The sequence below is a fragment of the Paenibacillus sp. LK1 genome, from assembly GCF_002750415.1.
In the GTDB taxonomy this organism is placed as follows: domain Bacteria; phylum Bacillota; class Bacilli; order Paenibacillales; family Paenibacillaceae; genus Paenibacillus; species Paenibacillus taichungensis.
Map to the genome: position 1 here is coordinate 18,030 of NZ_PEII01000004.1, position 16,970 is coordinate 34,999.

General features: G+C 47.2%; 12 protein-coding genes. 11 read left to right on the forward strand and 1 reads right to left on the reverse strand.

Translation table 11 applies throughout. From position 1 onward, the window contains the following. The first annotated feature begins 262 nt into the window (after positions 1–262). The 7 genes from CS562_RS09965 (at position 263) to CS562_RS09995 (ending at position 8,055) form a co-directional block, all read left to right on the forward strand. Positions 263–856 carry an ECF transporter S component gene (locus CS562_RS09965; RefSeq protein WP_099855375.1) on the forward strand — a complete coding sequence of 198 codons (594 nt, stop codon included), beginning with the start codon at positions 263–265 and terminating at the stop codon, positions 854–856. After that, positions 857–2,365, forward strand: coding sequence for an ABC transporter ATP-binding protein (locus tag CS562_RS09970; protein ID WP_099855377.1), 1,509 nt, complete (start codon positions 857–859; stop codon positions 2,363–2,365). After that, positions 2,340–3,134 (forward strand): energy-coupling factor transporter transmembrane component T family protein, encoded by a 795-nt coding sequence (locus CS562_RS09975; protein WP_099855379.1) that lies wholly within the window; start codon positions 2,340–2,342, stop codon positions 3,132–3,134. The genes CS562_RS09970 and CS562_RS09975 overlap by 26 nt, the downstream gene beginning before the upstream one ends. Positions 3,135–3,242: 108 nt before the next feature. Next, a complete protein-coding gene (locus tag CS562_RS09980; protein WP_099855381.1) occupies positions 3,243–5,531 on the forward strand; it encodes an outer membrane protein assembly factor BamB family protein in 2,289 nt (762 codons plus the stop codon). A 131-nt stretch (positions 5,532–5,662) separates the two neighbouring features. Then, the gene (locus tag CS562_RS09985; RefSeq protein WP_099855383.1) at positions 5,663–6,481 is read left to right on the forward strand and encodes a methionine ABC transporter ATP-binding protein; all 819 of its coding nucleotides are present in this window, start codon (positions 5,663–5,665) and stop codon (positions 6,479–6,481) included. Continuing rightward, positions 6,471–7,139, forward strand: coding sequence for a methionine ABC transporter permease (locus CS562_RS09990; protein WP_083678999.1), 669 nt, complete (start codon positions 6,471–6,473; stop codon positions 7,137–7,139). Before CS562_RS09985 ends, CS562_RS09990 begins: the two co-directional genes overlap by 11 nt. Before the next feature lie 76 nt (positions 7,140–7,215). Next, positions 7,216–8,055 carry a MetQ/NlpA family ABC transporter substrate-binding protein gene (locus CS562_RS09995; protein WP_076290419.1) on the forward strand — a complete coding sequence of 280 codons (840 nt, stop codon included), beginning with the start codon at positions 7,216–7,218 and terminating at the stop codon, positions 8,053–8,055. A 125-nt stretch (positions 8,056–8,180) separates the two neighbouring features. Here CS562_RS09995 and CS562_RS10000 read toward each other — a convergent pair whose 3' ends face one another. Further along, positions 8,181–9,044 (reverse strand): helix-turn-helix transcriptional regulator, encoded by an 864-nt coding sequence (locus tag CS562_RS10000; protein WP_099855384.1) that lies wholly within the window; start codon positions 9,042–9,044, stop codon positions 8,181–8,183. A gap of 141 nt (positions 9,045–9,185) precedes the next feature. Here CS562_RS10000 and fabF point away from each other — a divergent pair, with 141 nt between their 5' ends. From fabF to CS562_RS10020, 4 genes are all read left to right on the forward strand, one after another. Then, positions 9,186–10,424 carry a beta-ketoacyl-ACP synthase II gene (gene fabF, locus CS562_RS10005; protein WP_099855386.1) on the forward strand — a complete coding sequence of 413 codons (1,239 nt, stop codon included), beginning with the start codon at positions 9,186–9,188 and terminating at the stop codon, positions 10,422–10,424. Positions 10,425–10,731: 307 nt separating this feature from the next. Further along, positions 10,732–11,151, forward strand: coding sequence for a hypothetical protein (locus tag CS562_RS10010; protein ID WP_099855387.1), 420 nt, complete (start codon positions 10,732–10,734; stop codon positions 11,149–11,151). Between the two features lie 23 nt (positions 11,152–11,174). Then, positions 11,175–16,160, forward strand: a complete 4,986-nt coding sequence (locus CS562_RS10015) for a DUF4132 domain-containing protein (protein ID WP_099855389.1) — start codon at positions 11,175–11,177, stop codon at positions 16,158–16,160. Positions 16,161–16,476: 316 nt separating this feature from the next. Beyond that, the gene (locus CS562_RS10020; protein ID WP_373561711.1) at positions 16,477–16,935 is read left to right on the forward strand and encodes an acetyltransferase; all 459 of its coding nucleotides are present in this window, start codon (positions 16,477–16,479) and stop codon (positions 16,933–16,935) included. Positions 16,936–16,970: the final 35 nt, after the last annotated feature.

The window sequence follows — 16,970 nt, forward strand, 5'->3', positions numbered from 1 at the left end:
GTAGAGAACATGATTTGCGATGTGCAATATTTAAGCGATAAGGGATAAATAATAAATGTCAGCGTTTCTTGAGTGCAGCGGAATTTTTCTGATGTAACGGGGATGGTGTCGTTTGTTGTCTCCTTTCTCTATATCTGCCTAATGCGCAGCATCGTGAGAATTGTAAACTGTGCGTATGGCCTGCCTGGGAACCGGGGAGGCTTTTTTGTTTGTTTTATTATTTATTTTAAATCAAGGGAAACAGAGGGAGGAAGTAGAGAACATGTCAACAGCAGTGGGTAGCAACAGATTGAAGTTAACCGATATTTTGGTAACGATTGTGATTGCAGTGGTTTTCGGGGTGATCTACAAAATATGGGGACCTACATATGATCTGATGAAGCCATTCGGCGTTCATGCGGAGCAGATGATTTACGGTATGTGGTTCATGGCGGGCACCTTTGCCTTTGTAATCATTCGGAAGCCAGGTGTAGCCATTCTGGCAGAAGTTGCGGCATCCACGGTGAGTGCTTTTCTCGGAAGTGAGTGGGGCATGTCCACACTGGTATATGGGCTGCTGCAAGGGCTGGGTGCAGAGATTTTCTTCGCCGCATTTCTGTATCGGAAAAGCAATCTGCTCGTCACTTGCCTTGGGGCTATTGGTGCAGCAGCGGCTTCGCTTGTACTGGATTATCAGTACGGGTACATTGATTCCCTCTCGGCTTGGAACTATACACTGTTTATCGGGTTCCGCTTCATTGGCAGTATTCTGATTGCAGGTGTATTCGCCTATTATCTCGCCAAAGCGCTGGAGCTTACAGGTGTAACACGATCCCTTAGACCGGTGTCGAAGCAGGATTATGAGGCGCTGGACTAGATGAATGAAGTGGAGAAAGTGCAAGCAGTAGGTGTTACGAATCTAAGATGCAAGTTCCCGGGAGAGAAGGCCTTGGTGTTTCAAGGCTTGTCTCTCTCTGTGCGTCAAGGGGAGAAAGTGTTGTTGCTTGGACCAAGTGGCTCTGGCAAATCAACCTTGCTGCAAATTCTGAGCGGTCTGATTCCGCGATCTGTGGAGATTCCGATGAAATGTGATGACATTCAGGTTCCTGAGCAGCCGGGCATTGTTTTTCAAGATCCGGATACCCAGTTCTGTATGTCGTATACGGATGAAGAGATTGCTTTTGTACTGGAAAACCGGAATATTCCACGCGAGCAGATGTCTGCTCTTATTCATCGATACCTGGAACAGGTCGGGTTATGCTTTGAGCATAATCGCACACTCATTCAATCCATGTCACAGGGTATGAAGCAGCGTCTTGCTATGGCCTCGATTCTGGCCATGGAGCCAGACGTACTCTTTTTGGATGAACCAACGGCACTGCTGGATGATGAAGGAACCTCTCAGGTGTGGAATATGGTGAAACAGATTGCACAGGACAAAACACTTATTATCGTGGAACATAAAATTAATGAAATCGTCGAGTGGGTGGACCGAATCATCGTATTTTCGCCTGAAGGAAAGATTGTGGCAGATGGCCCGGCGAATCAGGTGTTTACAGATGAGCGGAATATGCTCAGGGAACACGGAATCTGGTATCCAGGGGTTTGGGAAGAACGAGGGCAGACGAAAGCACAGACGTTGGTCACAGGAGAGTTTATTCGTTATGGGGCAACAGAAACTGAAAGTATAGATTATAAGGAGAGGGAAACCTCTGCGCTGTCCCAACCAGCACTGGAAATGCAGCAATTCACCGGATGGCGCGGGAAAACGCCATTCATTCAGGTGGAGCAGGCCAAGGTATGGCACGGAGATTGGGTGGGGATTGTCGGGGCTAACGGGGCAGGTAAAAGTTCATTATTGCTGTCCATGATGAATATTCTAAAAACGACAGGTCATTATGGTGTGGAAGGACAATCGGCCGGAAAAACCGAGCAACTTGCAGATCGTATTGCCTTTGTATTCCAGAATCCTGAATTCCAATTCGTGACGAATACGGTCCGGGATGAAGTGGGATTTTCCTTGCTGAGCGGCAAGTTAACTGCCGCAGAAAGAGGTATTCGAACCGATCAAATGCTGGAGCAATTCGGACTGACTGAGCTGTCGGGGAGACATCCATATCAATTGTCGATGGGACAGAAACGACGGCTGAGTGTAGCATCAGCACTGGTACGGGAACAGCGTATTTTGTTACTGGATGAACCTACCTTTGGACAGGATGCGCGGAATACCTTTGCCATGTTATCACAGCTGGAGCGGCTGCGGCGTGAAGGGACAGCCATCGTGATGGTTACGCATGATCATGAAATCGTAAAACGTTATTGCAACCGAATCTGGAAGGTGGATGAGGGGAGGTTAACGGATGCAGCTCTCGTTTCCTCATCGTGAGACCTGGCTTCACGCGGTGAATCCGGGGTTGAAAATGATTTTCCTGACATTGCTGTTTGTCTTCGTCATCCTTGTTCACAACCTGAATGTAATGGCTAATGTGGCAGTTGTCATGCTGTTACTGCTGGGCTGGACGGGTCACCCATGGCCCAGATTATTGCTGTATGCGTCCCCGTTCATTTTGGTATTTATATCAACTTCCACAGGTATGATCATGTTTGGTAAAGGCGAGACCACCTGGTTTCAGTGCGGATTGATTCATATTACCGAAGAGAGCTTCTATCGCGGGTTGCATCTGGGATTTCGTTCTCTAAGTATGGCGGCAGCTGGATTGTTGTTCGGCCTGACGACGAAGCCTGTGCGTCTCTTTTATTCCCTCATGCAGCAGTGGAGGCTCCCACCCAAGTATGCTTATAGCTTTCTGGCGGCGATGCGCATGATTCCGATTTTGCTGGATGAATTCCAGACGTTGCGGTATGCCATCCGTATTCGGGGAACGAGGCAGCGCGGCTCCCGTTGGAATGTGTACGGCATATTGAAACGATATGCTATTCCACTACTTGCACAGAGTATTCGCCGTGCTCAGCGTATGGCGGTGGCGATGGAAGCAAAAGGATTCAAGGAAGGTGGGAGCCGGACCTATTACGTTCAGATCGGGTATTCCCGAGCGGATGTATGGTTTGTGGGATATTTTATCATCATGTTAACCGCTGCTTATATATTTGGAACCACATTTCCTTATAATTCAACCCTATTGGATGTAAGGTGAGACCTGTAATTATTTGCACCTTATAAATATATTTGGGGGTAACAGTAACTTTTCCTTGTTCAAAACGTCTTTAATGGAAATAACTTCAAATAGATGAGGTGAACGAGTGTGAAGACAGGGTCGAAGTGGCAAAAGACGGGGTACCTATGGATCACTGTAAGCGGAATATCGGCCGTGCTGTTTACAGGATTCATGCTGCTGGATACGAATACGGAAATACAGGCAGGACAGGGCTCCGGTTCGACAACTCAATCCTTATCTGCGCAAACGAAAACGACCTATAAACCGGGTGATACATTGAATTTGGAGGCAGGTATACCCCTATACACCCAAGTTATAGGTAACAAAATGCCCGTTGATTTGATGGGAATACAGTACTACACTTCCAGCAACGAGAAAATCAAAGTACAAGCCGTTCGCGGCGAATGGATCCAATTCCAGGATTACAACAGAGGTGAACTCTGGATTCCCGCCTGGTATGCATCCAAGGAAAGCCGAAGCCTGAAGACTGTAACTCCCCAGACGTTCAGTCTTCGTCCCGGAAGTAAGCTGTATCTGGCTCCTGGAAGTACGACAAGTTGGACTCCAAGTCCAACGCTGACAGACCAGGCTTTGATTGTTGCAGCGACGAAGGATTGGTATGGCGTTTCTATTGCCCCGCGCGTCTGGAATAAGGAATCATTCACCTATCGTCCTGCATTGCTGTGGGTTAAAGCACAGGCTGTAGAGCAGCAAGCCATTGTAGCGGATGGTTGGTTTCAACAGGATGCATCGCAGTCCGCTTTGGCTGTACGTCATTTGACGGATATCACACTGAACAAAAAAACAACCTCCAAACAAGTCAAACAATGGCTCGGCGAACCGGATTGGAAAGAGAATTCGGCCAATTTGAATGACACCGGTTATACGATGAGTATTGGACAGACTTGGCGATATGAGCGAGCAGACGCGCAATTTTTGGTGACATTCAATAAGAACGGCAAACTTGCTAGAACACGCTGGAATATACCGCAAGATGATCGGAACCATGTGGTGACGGATTGGAGCTTCAGTCGTTCGGATGAATATGAATTCACAACCAAAATCACAGGCAAGTCATTGCCGATAACGCTACCTTGGAAACCAATATGGACAAATCAAGGCGATATCAACTATACCTTTTTGAAAGCAGCGACAGATGATGTGCTCCTGATGAAAGGGGATGACGGTGGATTTAGTGGTTTTCATTATGAGAGTTCAATGTATGCTCTTGACCGACATTCCGGTAAGAAATTATGGGAGATCAATGCGGGGTATGGGAGACAGCAGGTAGAAGTGGATGCAGGACGCCAATACGTTACAATGTATACAGACTATGACCCTGACAAGAAAGAATACGTAGATCGTATACGCCACCTCCAGTTGAAGAGCGGTGATGTCGTATGGGAGTATGCTCCCAAGCAAAAATTCAGATTGAACGGCATCACTGCCGCAAAGAATGTAGTTGTTGTGAGTAGCCCAGTTGTCGAAGGCTCAAGTAATAGCTGGTTAACGGTGTTGGACAGTGCAAATGGAAAAACATTATGGACAAGAAAACTTAGTACAGGATATCAACTGTTAAACAAAGGTTCAGATGACCCTTATGTGATGTATTGGGAGAAAAACCAACTGGTCGCAGCGGACCCTCTGTCTGGCCGAACCGTATGGAGCATCAAGGTTGGTAAACCAACTGTGGATCATCCTGAGAACAATTCATACTTTGATGGAATATACCGTCTTGATCCCTTTGCGTCAACTCAGCCAGAACGCTGGATGTTGTTGAGAGATCAGTGGGCGTTGCTTGATCTGAATACTGGCAAGAAGCTTGCACAATTCCCTGCTCGGAATGGACAGCAATTTGAGGTGCTGAGCGACGGCAAGCTGCTCATTCGTGAAAACAAGAAAGGGGATATATACGGCGATTACGCAGATTTCACAACCACTCTGTACGATGCCAAGAGCGGCACAAAACGTTGGACGAAAAAGGGCAAGATCGAACGAGGATTTGTGGAGGACGATCAATTATATGTAGTCAAAAACGGTTATCCGGCAGCCCTTGCATATGATACAGGAGAGACACGTTGGAATACACAAAACACGATTTCGTCACTTCGATACCCTACCAATCAGGGGAGTTACGTGGTGATTGAAGATCAGCTTTTGCTGCCGATGGGAGAGGATCTACTGGTTATGGATAAAAATAACGGTACCTTGATTGGCCGTGTGCATGATGTTGTGATGGGCACACCGGAGCACCGGGATCGGGATGCGAAGAATGGAACCATGAATCGATTTGGAAATGAAGTCTATATTGGGTCGTCCAACGGACGGTTTAGTATATATGATGCAAATGATTTGCACACAGATATCTCACGTTAAAGCTTGTTTCATGTGGGATGATGATTTATTATAAATAAACAGGATTGCTCGCGCTCCGGTTATCGGCTGTGCGGGCTTTCTTCATGTGTTCTTGAAGGACCATGTACGATTAATCGCAGGAGGAATCTCCCATGATTTCATTATACGGGGTAAGCAAGCGTTATAACGAGCGTGGGTCCCGTGAAGATCAGGGATTCGAAGCGTTAAGCTCGGTTTCCCTGGAAGTAGGCCAGGGAGAGATCCACGGCATTATCGGCTCTAGTGGTGCAGGGAAATCCACACTTCTGCGCATGCTCAATGGATTGGAGAAGCCGGATGACGGCGAAGTCATTGTGAATGGGCAGCATCTGACCCGGATGAGTGAGAATAGTCTGCGTCAGGCACGGAGGTCCATTGGCATGATTTTTCAGCACTTCAATCTGGTCAGCAATCGGACCGTAAGTGGCAATGTCTGCATGCCTCTGGAACTCGCTGGCGTATCCCGTACCGAGCGGGTTGCACGGGGACTTGAAGTGTTGAGATTTGTCGGACTTGAAGATAAGGCCAACCAGTATCCTGCACAGTTAAGTGGAGGGCAAAAGCAACGTGTTGCCATTGCCAGAGCACTAGCCAGCCGCCCGGATGTGCTGCTCTGTGATGAACCAACATCTTCGCTTGATCCGCAGACCACGAGTGGAATTCTGGATGTGTTGCGTCATGTCAATGAAACGCTGAGGGTAACTATTGTACTCGTTACACATGAGATGGAGGTTGCCCGAAAGCTCTGCAACCGGATATCGGTGATGAAAGAGGGAAGGATCATCAAAACGCTGTCGGAAGCGGAAGTACGCAGCATACCGGCACCGAAGCCTGATCTTCTAACATCCTTGTTGATGGGCGAAGATGTATCCATGAGTGGACGAAATACCTCTCTTCATGGCGGCCAGGAGGAGCAAAACGATGATACCTGAGTCCGTTGTGAAGTATCAGCATGAAATTTGGCAGGCCATCGGAGAGACGTTTGTCATGGTGGGGATCTCCATCACGGCAGCCGTGTTAATCGGGTTGCCTCTGGGTACACTGCTGTATCTGTTCAGAAAAGGGCAACGTTATCAGAATCGACCTCTGTTCACGATTCTGGGAAGTCTCGTCAACATCATTCGTTCCTTCCCGTTTCTGCTGCTAGTGGTATTTATGATTCCGTTCACACGTCTGCTCGTTGGAACATCCATCGGGACGCTCGCGGCAACCGTGCCGCTCTCGGTCATCGCCATTGCTTATTACGCCAGACTGGTAGAACAGGCATTGCTTGATGTCCCGAAAGGGGTGGTTGAAGCTGCTTCTTCTATGGGTGCATCGACCATACAGCTTGTGGTGAAATTCCTGTATGTGGAGGCTCGCTCAAGTCTTGTACTCGGCTTAACTACGGCAACCATTAGCTTTATCTCTTACTCTACGGTCATGGGTATTGTCGGTGGTGGCGGTGTTGGTGATTTTGCGATTCGTTACGGTTATCAGCGATTCGAGACGGAGATTATGGTATTTACGATTATCATTATGATTATCCTGGTACAGATGATCCAATTTACTGGCAGCAGACTGTCCCGCTGGCTCGATCGCAGATCCTGAAGAAGGACAAGCATTGCAGAAAGATTGAATTACAGCATGAACAATACAGATTACATGATGAAGGGGTTTATATCAGATGAAAGCAAAACTAATGCTCATGCTGCTGGCAGTGACGCTGGTAGCAGCCGGATGCGGCAAAAAAGAAGAAACACCTGCGGCGGAAGGAAATAAGGAAAGCACTCAAGCCGGACAAGAAGTGACGTTGAAAGTAGCTACTTTGATTCCGCCAATGACGGATGTGCTGGATATTGTGAAACCATTGCTGAAAGAAGATGGCGTTAATCTGGAAGTTGTTGTACTTTCCGATAACGTTCAACCGAATACTGCACTGGCGAACAAAGAAGTAGACGCAAACTTCTTCCAGCACGTACCTTACATGAATCAGTACAATGAAGCAAATAACGCTAACTTGGTGGCTGTTCAACCGATCTACAATGCCATCTACGGAGCATATTCCAAGAAGTATAAATCCATTGAAGAATTGCCTGAAGGTGCAACGGTAGCGATTGCCAACGATCCGTCCAACATTGGGCGCTCGCTGGTGATGATGGAACAGAACGGCCTGATCAAGCTGAAAGAAGGCGTCGGTTTTAATGCGACGCAAGCAGACATCACGGAAAACACGAAGAACTTCAAGTTCAAAGAAGTGGATCTGTTGATGCTCGCCCGTATGTTGGATGATGCGGATCTGGTTGCCATGACGCCAGCCTATGCGAGTCCGCTTGGACTTACACCGAAGAAGGATGCGCTGTTCACTGAGAAGGATGATTCCCATTTTGCCATTACCTTGGTTGCCCGGGAAGATAACAAGGATTCGGAAGCTATTCAGAAGCTGGCGAAGCGTATGGCTGGTCCAGAAGTGAAAGCCTTCTTTGAAGAGAAGTATGCAGATATTGCAATCCCGGCGTTTAAATAACATCCGTTAATCAGCAACTGAAATGATTGTACAGATAGGATTCAGGACAAACATGAAGACCCAGGCCTCATTGCCTGGGTCTTTTTTTGTTAACTTGTATTACGGAGTAAAGGAGAAGAGCAGCATCAGCTTTTGTCAGAGTCAGGTTCTACCTTTGGCTCCATGAGGCGGATCAATTTACGCTCGGTAGCAGTGTCCGTTGCAGGTGTGTAGATACTGCACCGCAAATCGGCATTTCCCTGAACCTGAAGTGAGGTAAGATCAAAAAGCATTTTGCCAGCTTTGGAATGTCTAAATTCAATCAACACGTCCGGGGCGCTGCTAACACTGCTTTGTTTCCAAAGGGGTTGAAAATCGGGATATCTGTCCATCATGTCATCCAAAAACAAGTTGTACCATTCATCATCGACATATTGACCATAATAAGCACGGAAAATAGCCAGGAATCCGCTGACAAAATCCTCCCAATTGACGGCCAGTCTTCGAAATTCTTTTCGTTCAAACAACAAGCTGATCATGTTCCGCTGTTCAGCCGGAATCTGTTCAAAGTCCATAAACACATGCCGCGCTGCGTCATTCCAGCCCACAATGTGGCAGCGTCGGTCTGAGATGATTGTGGGACAATTGCGAAGTTCCTGCAATATTTTTTGCAAAGAGGGATGTATTTGGAGTGGCTTCTCATCCAGGATATGAAGTTCCGAATGGTAGTCCAGACCAAGGGAAAACAAATACTTCCGTTCATCCGCTGTCAGCCTGAGAGCTGAGGCGATGTTATCCAATACGGAATGGGATACCTGAATATCCCGGCCCTGTTCAAGCCAGGTGTACCATGTGGTGCTCACACCTGCCAATTGGGATACTTCTTCTCTTCTTAATCCAGGCGTTCTTCTCCGGGAGCCCGCGGGTAATCCGACAGATTCTGGCGAGATTTTGGAGCGCTGGTTTTTCAGAAAAGCGGACAGTGCCTGCAGCCTGACATCATGGTTCATTCCATCACCTTCGTTCCTGAGTTTATCATGGTAGTCATTATACTATTATAATTGACAACTTGTAATAGGATAATACGAATGGCAATATAAGTGCATAACTAACTAAACAAGTATGGAAAGAGCACTAAAGGAGGATGCATTATGGAGCGTGTTGTTATTACAGGAATGGGGATTATCTCTCCTTTGGGGAATGATGTGCATACATTTTGGAATGGATTGGTGGAAGGCAAATCAGGAGTTTCGCCAATTGAAGCGTTTGATACAACGTCCTATAAAACAAAGATAGCAGGGGTGGTCCGTGATTTTGACGGAGAAGAACGGTTTGGACGGAAGGAAGCACGGCGTATGGACCGATTCGTGCAATTTGCTGTTGCGGCAGCAGATCAGGCTTTATCTGACTCCGGTCTCGAGATGGAGCATGTGGACAGGGAGCGCGTTGGCGTGTATATCGGTTCCGGCATCGGCGGAATCCAGACCCTGATGGAACAAGGCAAACTCCTGTCTGAACGTGGGCCTGCAAGAGTCAGTCCAACACTGGTGCCCATGATGATATCCAATATGGCGGCGGCTATGGTGAGCATGAGATTTGGCTGTTGGGGACCTACTCTCTCGCCAGTGACAGCCTGTTCGATCGGCAACACCGCCATAGGTGAGGCTTTCCGGCTGATCCGTCACGGTGGAGCAGATGTGATTTTTGCTGGAGGGACGGAGGCAGCTGTCACCGAAGTATCACTGGCAAGCTTCGGCAATGCGACGGCGCTATCTACACGAAACGAAGCGTACGAAGGAGCGAGTCGACCATTTGATGCAGGCAGAGATGGTTTTGTCATGGCTGAGGGTGCCGGGGTCTTGGTTGTAGAGTCTTTGTCCCACGCCCTTGCGAGAGGTGCAAACATCCTTGCAGAGATCGTAGGTTATGGTGCCAGTTCAGACGCGTATCATATGGTAGCAACCCATCCCGAAGGACGTGGTGCATACTTGGCCATGAAAGCCGCTCTGGCGGATGCACAGCTTCAGCCGCAAGACATTGATGTCATTAATGCTCATGCTACCAGTACGGAAGCGGGTGATCTTTCCGAGACACGAGCAATCAAGCAGCTGTTTGGTGCGGAAGCCTATTATATTCCGGTAACGGCAAACAAATCGATGACCGGACATATGCTGGGGGCGGCTGGTGGTGCGGAAGCTATATCGCTCATTCAAAGCTTGCGTAGCGGCATCATTCCACCGACAATCAATCAAGAGCAGAGCGATCCGGAATGTGATCTCGATTATGTACCCAACGTTGCAAGAGAAGCTGACCTGAAGATTGGCATGTCCAACTCATTTGGCTTCGGTGGTCATAATGCGGTCATTATTTTACAGAAATATTCATCGTAAACTTACAGAGAGCAGTGACTGCCCGAAGGCGCACTGTTCTCTTTTTATTTGCTGTGCGAAGACTGTTCCGGCTGCGAAAGTGTAATATAGGTCATTAGTTCGCTAGTTGCATGTAAACATGAGAAATGGCCCATGAATATGGTCGGGATATTCGTTAGAATATTCAATAGGGGCACATATGTGCGTATATTTGAATGGATAACGAAATAGGCCGAAGCTTAAGTTTGGTCCATTTTCCATGGTGGTATAGATATAAGGGCTGATAGAGGCTTCTTCTAACATAAAGCTATACATAGGAGGTTAAGCAGTGAACGTATGGATTACGGTGAAAAGTCTGGGTAAACGCAAGCCGGCACTTGCCAAACAAGCTGCCGAACTTCCGGAAACAACCGATACGCTGAGAAAGCTTATTAAGAACATGGTGGCTGAGCAGCTCAAGGCTCTTCAGGACAAGAAGAGTGAAGCGGAATGGCTTGCCTACCTGATGCCCGAAGACATTCAAGAGCAGGGAGCAGCAGGAAAAATAGGCTTTGGCACAATATATAACGAAGGGGTTCCCGATGTAGAAGGCGCCATGGATACAGCTGTAACCGCATATGAAGATGGGTTATTTAAGGTATTTCTCAATGATGAAGAGTTGCAGGCATTGGATGAGCCGTTGATTATACAGGAAGACGATAATGTGGTGTTTATCCGCTTTACAATGCTTGCCGGACGTATGTGGTAGAGAGTGACGAGGAGGAGAATGGAATGAATCAGGAAGATAAAGTTCAACAGTATCAACAAGAGTTGCAGGAAAAAGTGAAATCGCTGAAGGGTGTGGAGCAGGAACTCGCAGGCTATGTTGCAGAGATGGCTGGATTCACCTATTTGCGCGAAGACGAAAAGGCCTATTTGGATTTAGTGCAGCAATTGCAATGTATGTCCGCTGAGAAGAAAACTCCATTGTTCCGTCCATTGCTGGATGTGCTGGAGCAACTGGTCAGTGGATCCTTCCTGGCTCGATTCCGTTACATTGCAGAACGTGCCGTGAATTTTCCTTATAGCAAACATTATGAGCGCAGACCATTTCGTACAACCGATCCCGAGCAGCATATTGGACAGGTTCTTCGTAAAATGATTGCCTTATTCCGTATGGAGATGCATGGCTTCTCTCTGAACGAATATGTATCCATGCGGGAGTACAAGTTTGATTATCTTCATGAGATCAGAGCCGTTTTACCGGATTGTATTGCCAATGAACTGGATCATGAAACCGGTGATATGAAGCAGGCGCTGCATGATATCATCTATGGCGACAATCAGAATGCATTGCTGACCAATGAAATGATCAAGGGTATCTTCATGAGCAATCAGGTGGATGCTTATCAAATGGTTGGGGAATTGCTGGTAGCAGCCAGACTGCAGGAGGGGTTGCGCCAGAGCATTGTAGAACGGATGGATGAAGGAACGCTTGAGGCGTATATATACATATTAAAAATAATCATCGACAACAACCTGATTCGGTTCAGTTCAGTGGTGAGAGCGCTCGCCGTATGGACAGGTATTGGAATTGAAGCGGCGAATCAGCGTGTTGCTGCGCAATTAATTACACAAGCGCATCAAGCATTGACTGATTCTGCGGTGCGAGAGGAATGGCAGCAAAGTGCCAATGCAAACCAATTATTCATTAGTCTTTGGGCAACCGCAGTCATCGAAGAGAATGAATTGGAGCGAAAAGTCATCCAAATCATGGATCACGGGAAAGTATATCAGCAGATTGTTGCACAATACGTACTTGCTAACAGTCAGAACAGAGGGCTGCGCTTAAACATGGCACGTCAGTATCTTGAAGTACAGGATCTGGAGTTGCTGCATTGGCTGATTGAGAATTATGATGCCATGTACATGTTTAACTGGAGCTTTGAAAATGGGGAGAATCAACGTAGTGTTCACGTCTGGCCCCTGCCTGTTTTTGGAGATAAAGCCGTGCGTCGTCGTGACTTTGATCTGTTTAAACAAATGCTGGCCTACATTCCGCAGGGAGGGACAGGTGGACCATCCGATGTTCTTGAATTTGTTCAATATCGGATCGATCCGGATGATGTAGTGAAAAAAATGCTGTACCTTGCTGCGTATGACATGGACCCGGAATGGATTGGCGAGGTCATTGCACTCAAGGACAAACTAAGCCCGGATTTGCGAGGAGAATTGTTGTCCCAATTTGTCCATCATCCCGAGAACGAAGTACAAAGACAGTTTATTTTTGATAGTCTGTCGGATAAGAGCATGAACAATCGTGAGAATGCTCTGCTCAAAGCCAAGCTGCTGACGCTTACGCTCGAAGAGATGCTGCAAATGGAGGCGTTACTCAAACTGAAAACGGGATCTTTGCGTCAGAAGACCATTCAGGTGTTACTGCTTCAGCCAACCGATCAGCTGATGGTATCCCTGAAACGACTTGTACAATCCAAAACTGAATTGCAACGATTGGGTGCGCTGGAACTGTTGACCGAGATCTCCGCAGATTCACAACGCATGGAGCAGCAGGAGCAGATGCAGCCAATCATAGCGTTAATCAAGACACCAACAGCCAAGGAGCAGAAGCTGCTGGACAAGCTTACAGAGCAGAGCAGCAGGTATACGACGGCTAATGGATTCGGTTTGTATGATCCTTCATGGGAAAATCCATTGCTTCAGGAAGAACGTGATCTCGGCAGCTTCAAGCCGAAGGACATGTTTACCCTTTCCCTGGAAAAAGCGAAGCAGTTTCTTGATGGTTTGGATGCGTTGTTACATGAGCACAGAGACCATGAATATGAGGCAGAATATTATGCCGGTTACAAAGAAACCTTGCTTGTAGGTGCGACATTGCGTGCCATGGTCTTCATTCCTTATGATCAGCGGCAAGATATAGCATTATTGGAGCAGTTCCCTCTCCATAAAATATGGGGAGAATATGTTCAGAAGAGTGGTCTGGATAGTAAAGAACTGCTGCAAATTTTGTTTGTGATTCGTTTGGAGGATCTGAACAAGAAGCTGGATAGTTATTACCGTTACTATTCCAACATATACGAATATAGTGAATTGGAGAAACACTGGCTGCTGGAAGGATGGCGCAAAGAATTTGCCGAAGAGGTCTATCCGGTTCAGTATATCCAGGACATGAAAAAGATGGTCAGTGAGCTTCGTTACACAGATCAGGTGAAAACGCTGATTGAGGCCGTTTATGAGGACAGTGATAAGTCAGATACATTTGAAATCGCTGAGCGGACATTGTATGCGTTGATGAAAATGATGCCTGAGGAACAAATGGAAAAGGAATCGGGCATACTTGCTCTCTTGTCTGGTCCATGGTTCTATATTGTCCGGGATCGTGTATATGACGATGAGAGTTTCATGCGATACTTCCAGACGATAAGCCAATTCGACCGATTAAATAAGGAAAGTAACCGAGGCTCCTTCCTCACTCTGGACGATTACCTGCGTGCTTATGAATTGGACTTCATTGATGCACAGGAAGTCTACAAGCAGCTGCTTGTGGGAGATTCTCGTGCCCAGTTTATTCGGGAATTGACATCAAGCCGGTCCGACTGGATTACGGAGAAACCGGTATTGGCAGAACTGCGAAGAACAGTTGTTGAACGAATTTTGGAGATTGAGTTAACCCGAGGAGAGCTCTCAACAGAAGTAAGTACGCTGGCCATGAAGCTTGAACGCATTGAAGGTATGGAGCATTGGGTGCATCTCGTTGCAGCCATGGATCAGGATACCTTTGTCCGTGGATATATCTACAGCTACGGTGACAATACGACACGTAAAGAAACGTTCAGCCATCTGATCCAGGTTTGCCATCCACGTGATGGAGAGGACGAAGTACTGTTGGGACAATTGCTGGCGAAGCATCCCATCCAGGAGAAGAAGCTCCTGGAAGCCGCAATGTACGCACCGCAATGGATGGAGATTGTTGCGAAGCATCTCGGATGGGAAGGACTGCGCAGTGCAGCCTGGTACTTCCATGCTCATATCAATGAACGGTTCACTGCTGAAAAGGAAACCATTGTGGCGCATTATTCTCCAATTTCACCTCAGGACTTTAACGAAGGTGCGTTTGATATCGCCTGGTTCGAGGAGGCATATGAAGCCGTCGGTGAGGAACGGTTCAGTCTGTTGTACGATTGTGCCAAATATATCTCTGGGGGAGCCAATCATCGCAGATCACAGTTGTTCGCGGATGCGGCACTTGGGAAGCTGAAGCTTGAAGATATGCGTCAGTCCGTGGAAGATAAGCGTAATAAAGATCATTTGTTGACCTACAGCCTGATTCCATTTGCAGAAGAACGGGAACAGGACCTGCGTGAGCGGTACGACTTCATTCAGAAGTTTCTGATGCAGAGCAAACAGTTTGGTGCACAGCGCCGTGCCAGTGAAGGTCTGGTATCCCAGATAGCGCTGGGCAACCTTGCCCGTAATGCAGGATATGCCGATGTTACCCGGCTGATGTGGGATATGGAAGCTCGCAAGCTGGATGAGATGAAATCCTATTTTGAGCCGCATGAACTGGATGAGGCTACTACAGCCCAATTGGTCATTGATGAAGAAGGCCAGCCGGAACTGCTCATCGTAAGCAAAGGGAAAACACTCAAATCTGTACCTGCTCGGTTCAAGAAAGATGGATACATCACCGAATTGAAGGAATTAAAAACAGATCTGGTTGATCAGTATCGCCGGGCAAGACAGGAATTGGAGCGTTCCATGACGGCAGGAACATCCTTTACGAGTGAGGAAGTTTCAAGCCTGCTGCAGAATCCGGTTCTTCGTCCACTGGTTCGCACGCTTGTGTTCCAAGCAGATGACAAGCTTGGAAGATTCGATGTAACGTCCGGTGGGTTGGTTACTCCAGCTTCGGATGATTCGACAAGCACGATACAAACCTTGGCGGCACATGATCGCCTACTGATTGCGCATCCATTGCATCTGTTCCAGAGTGGAAGCTGGAGTGAATTCCAACGGGATCTGTTCAACCGTCAGGAACGTCAGCCATTCAAGCAGGTATTCCGTGAACTCTATCTTCCAAATGAGGATGAGCTGGCTAATGGAACGGTATCCCGTCGGTATGCAGGTTATCAGATTCAGCCGAAAAAAGCAGTTGCTCTGCTTAAAGGACGTCAATGGACCGTCAGCTATGAGGAAGGACTGCAAAAGGTAAGCTATGAGCATAATCTGATTGCCAATCTCTATGCTATGGCAGACTGGTTCTCACCCGCAGATACAGAAGCGCCTACCCTGGAGACGTTGCAGTTCTATGATCGGAAAACGTATAAACCTGTCGCGTTAAAAGATGTACCGCCAGTCTTCTTCTCGGAAGTCATGCGTGACATTGATTTGGTGGTTAGCGTTGCGCATGTTGGCGGAGTAGATCCGGAAGCCAGCTTAACCACGATTGAGATGCGTCATGTGATTGTGAATGAGTCACTGCGTCTGTTGAAGGTCGATAACGTACGGCTCGATGGAAATTACGCTCGAATTGATGGTGAACTGGGCGAGTATGCCGTTCATCTTGGTAGCGGCAATGTGTTCAAACAGGCGACAGGCGCGCTTCATATCGTACCTGTGCACAGTCAGCATCGAGGTAGGATCTTCTTGCCATTCCTTGATGAAGATCCGAGAACGGCTGAGATTTTATCGAAAGTGATGTTATTGGCTGAAGACAAGAAAATCAAGGATCCGCAAATCCTTGCACAATTGCAGCAATGATTAGCATTGTTGAAATGATGCCGTAGCCAAGTGGCATTAGTTGACGAAGCAGGATGAACCTATCGAATATCAGGCAGCTAAAGCACCGGTCCAAGGTGTCTTTGGCTGTCTTTTGCTTTCTTTTTTTTTGGTAAGGGATCCTTAAAAGTAGTGGCGAGTTGACTCAAGATTGGCAATGGTGGGTACAGATTGAGTGTTGGGCATGGTAAAATATGCGTAGAATGATATAAAAATTGATGTATTAACCAAATCCAATCGCAGGATCGGATGGTTACATAATCGTTATATGGAAAAGGAAAAGGAGATTACTTTGGACATGTTAATCGCTTCATATCGTGAAAAGGATCATGACAAGTTGGTCGAGATTTGGGAGAGGGCCGTTCGGGCAACACACACGTTTTTGGAAGAACATCACATCCAGTTTTATAAAAAAGTAGTGAGCGATGTGTTGCAGCAAAGGCAAGTTGAGGTATGGGAAGCGCTGAATGCTGACAATGAACCCGTTGGTTTTATCGGATTGGATGATAACTTTATTGAGATGTTGTTTATAGATGTCAGTCAGCACGGACAGGGTCTGGGACGTCTTCTAATCAACCATACCCTTAACATCAAAGGCCGTCACCTCAAGGTGGATGTCAATGAGCAGAATGCTGGAGCGGCCCGATTCTACGAGAAAATGGGATTTGTACAAATTGGTCGTTCTGAGTTGGATGGTTCCGGTAATCCGTTTCCGCTGCTGCATCTGGAGATTAAGGCAGATCAGGCTGCAAGATAATCATCGGTGGACCACGAAACAGGAGGAATATGACG

What these genes read in the sequence shown, in the direction of transcription:
- CS562_RS09965 (WP_099855375.1), top strand. Translation starts at nt 263, where the DNA reads ATGTCAACAGCAGTGGGTAGCAACAGATTGAAGTTAACCGATATTTTG.
- CS562_RS09970 (WP_099855377.1), top strand. Translation starts at nt 857, where the DNA reads ATGAATGAAGTGGAGAAAGTGCAAGCAGTAGGTGTTACGAATCTAAGA.
- CS562_RS09975 (WP_099855379.1), top strand. Translation starts at nt 2,340, where the DNA reads ATGCAGCTCTCGTTTCCTCATCGTGAGACCTGGCTTCACGCGGTGAAT.
- CS562_RS09985 (WP_099855383.1), top strand. Translation starts at nt 5,663, where the DNA reads ATGATTTCATTATACGGGGTAAGCAAGCGTTATAACGAGCGTGGGTCC.
- CS562_RS09990 (WP_083678999.1), top strand. Translation starts at nt 6,471, where the DNA reads ATGATACCTGAGTCCGTTGTGAAGTATCAGCATGAAATTTGGCAGGCC.
- CS562_RS09995 (WP_076290419.1), top strand. Translation starts at nt 7,216, where the DNA reads ATGAAAGCAAAACTAATGCTCATGCTGCTGGCAGTGACGCTGGTAGCA.
- CS562_RS10000 (WP_099855384.1), bottom strand. Translation starts at nt 9,044, where the DNA reads ATGAACCATGATGTCAGGCTGCAGGCACTGTCCGCTTTTCTGAAAAAC.
- fabF (WP_099855386.1), top strand. Translation starts at nt 9,186, where the DNA reads ATGGAGCGTGTTGTTATTACAGGAATGGGGATTATCTCTCCTTTGGGG.
- CS562_RS10015 (WP_099855389.1), top strand. Translation starts at nt 11,175, where the DNA reads ATGAATCAGGAAGATAAAGTTCAACAGTATCAACAAGAGTTGCAGGAA.
- CS562_RS10020 (WP_373561711.1), top strand. Translation starts at nt 16,477, where the DNA reads ATGTTAATCGCTTCATATCGTGAAAAGGATCATGACAAGTTGGTCGAG.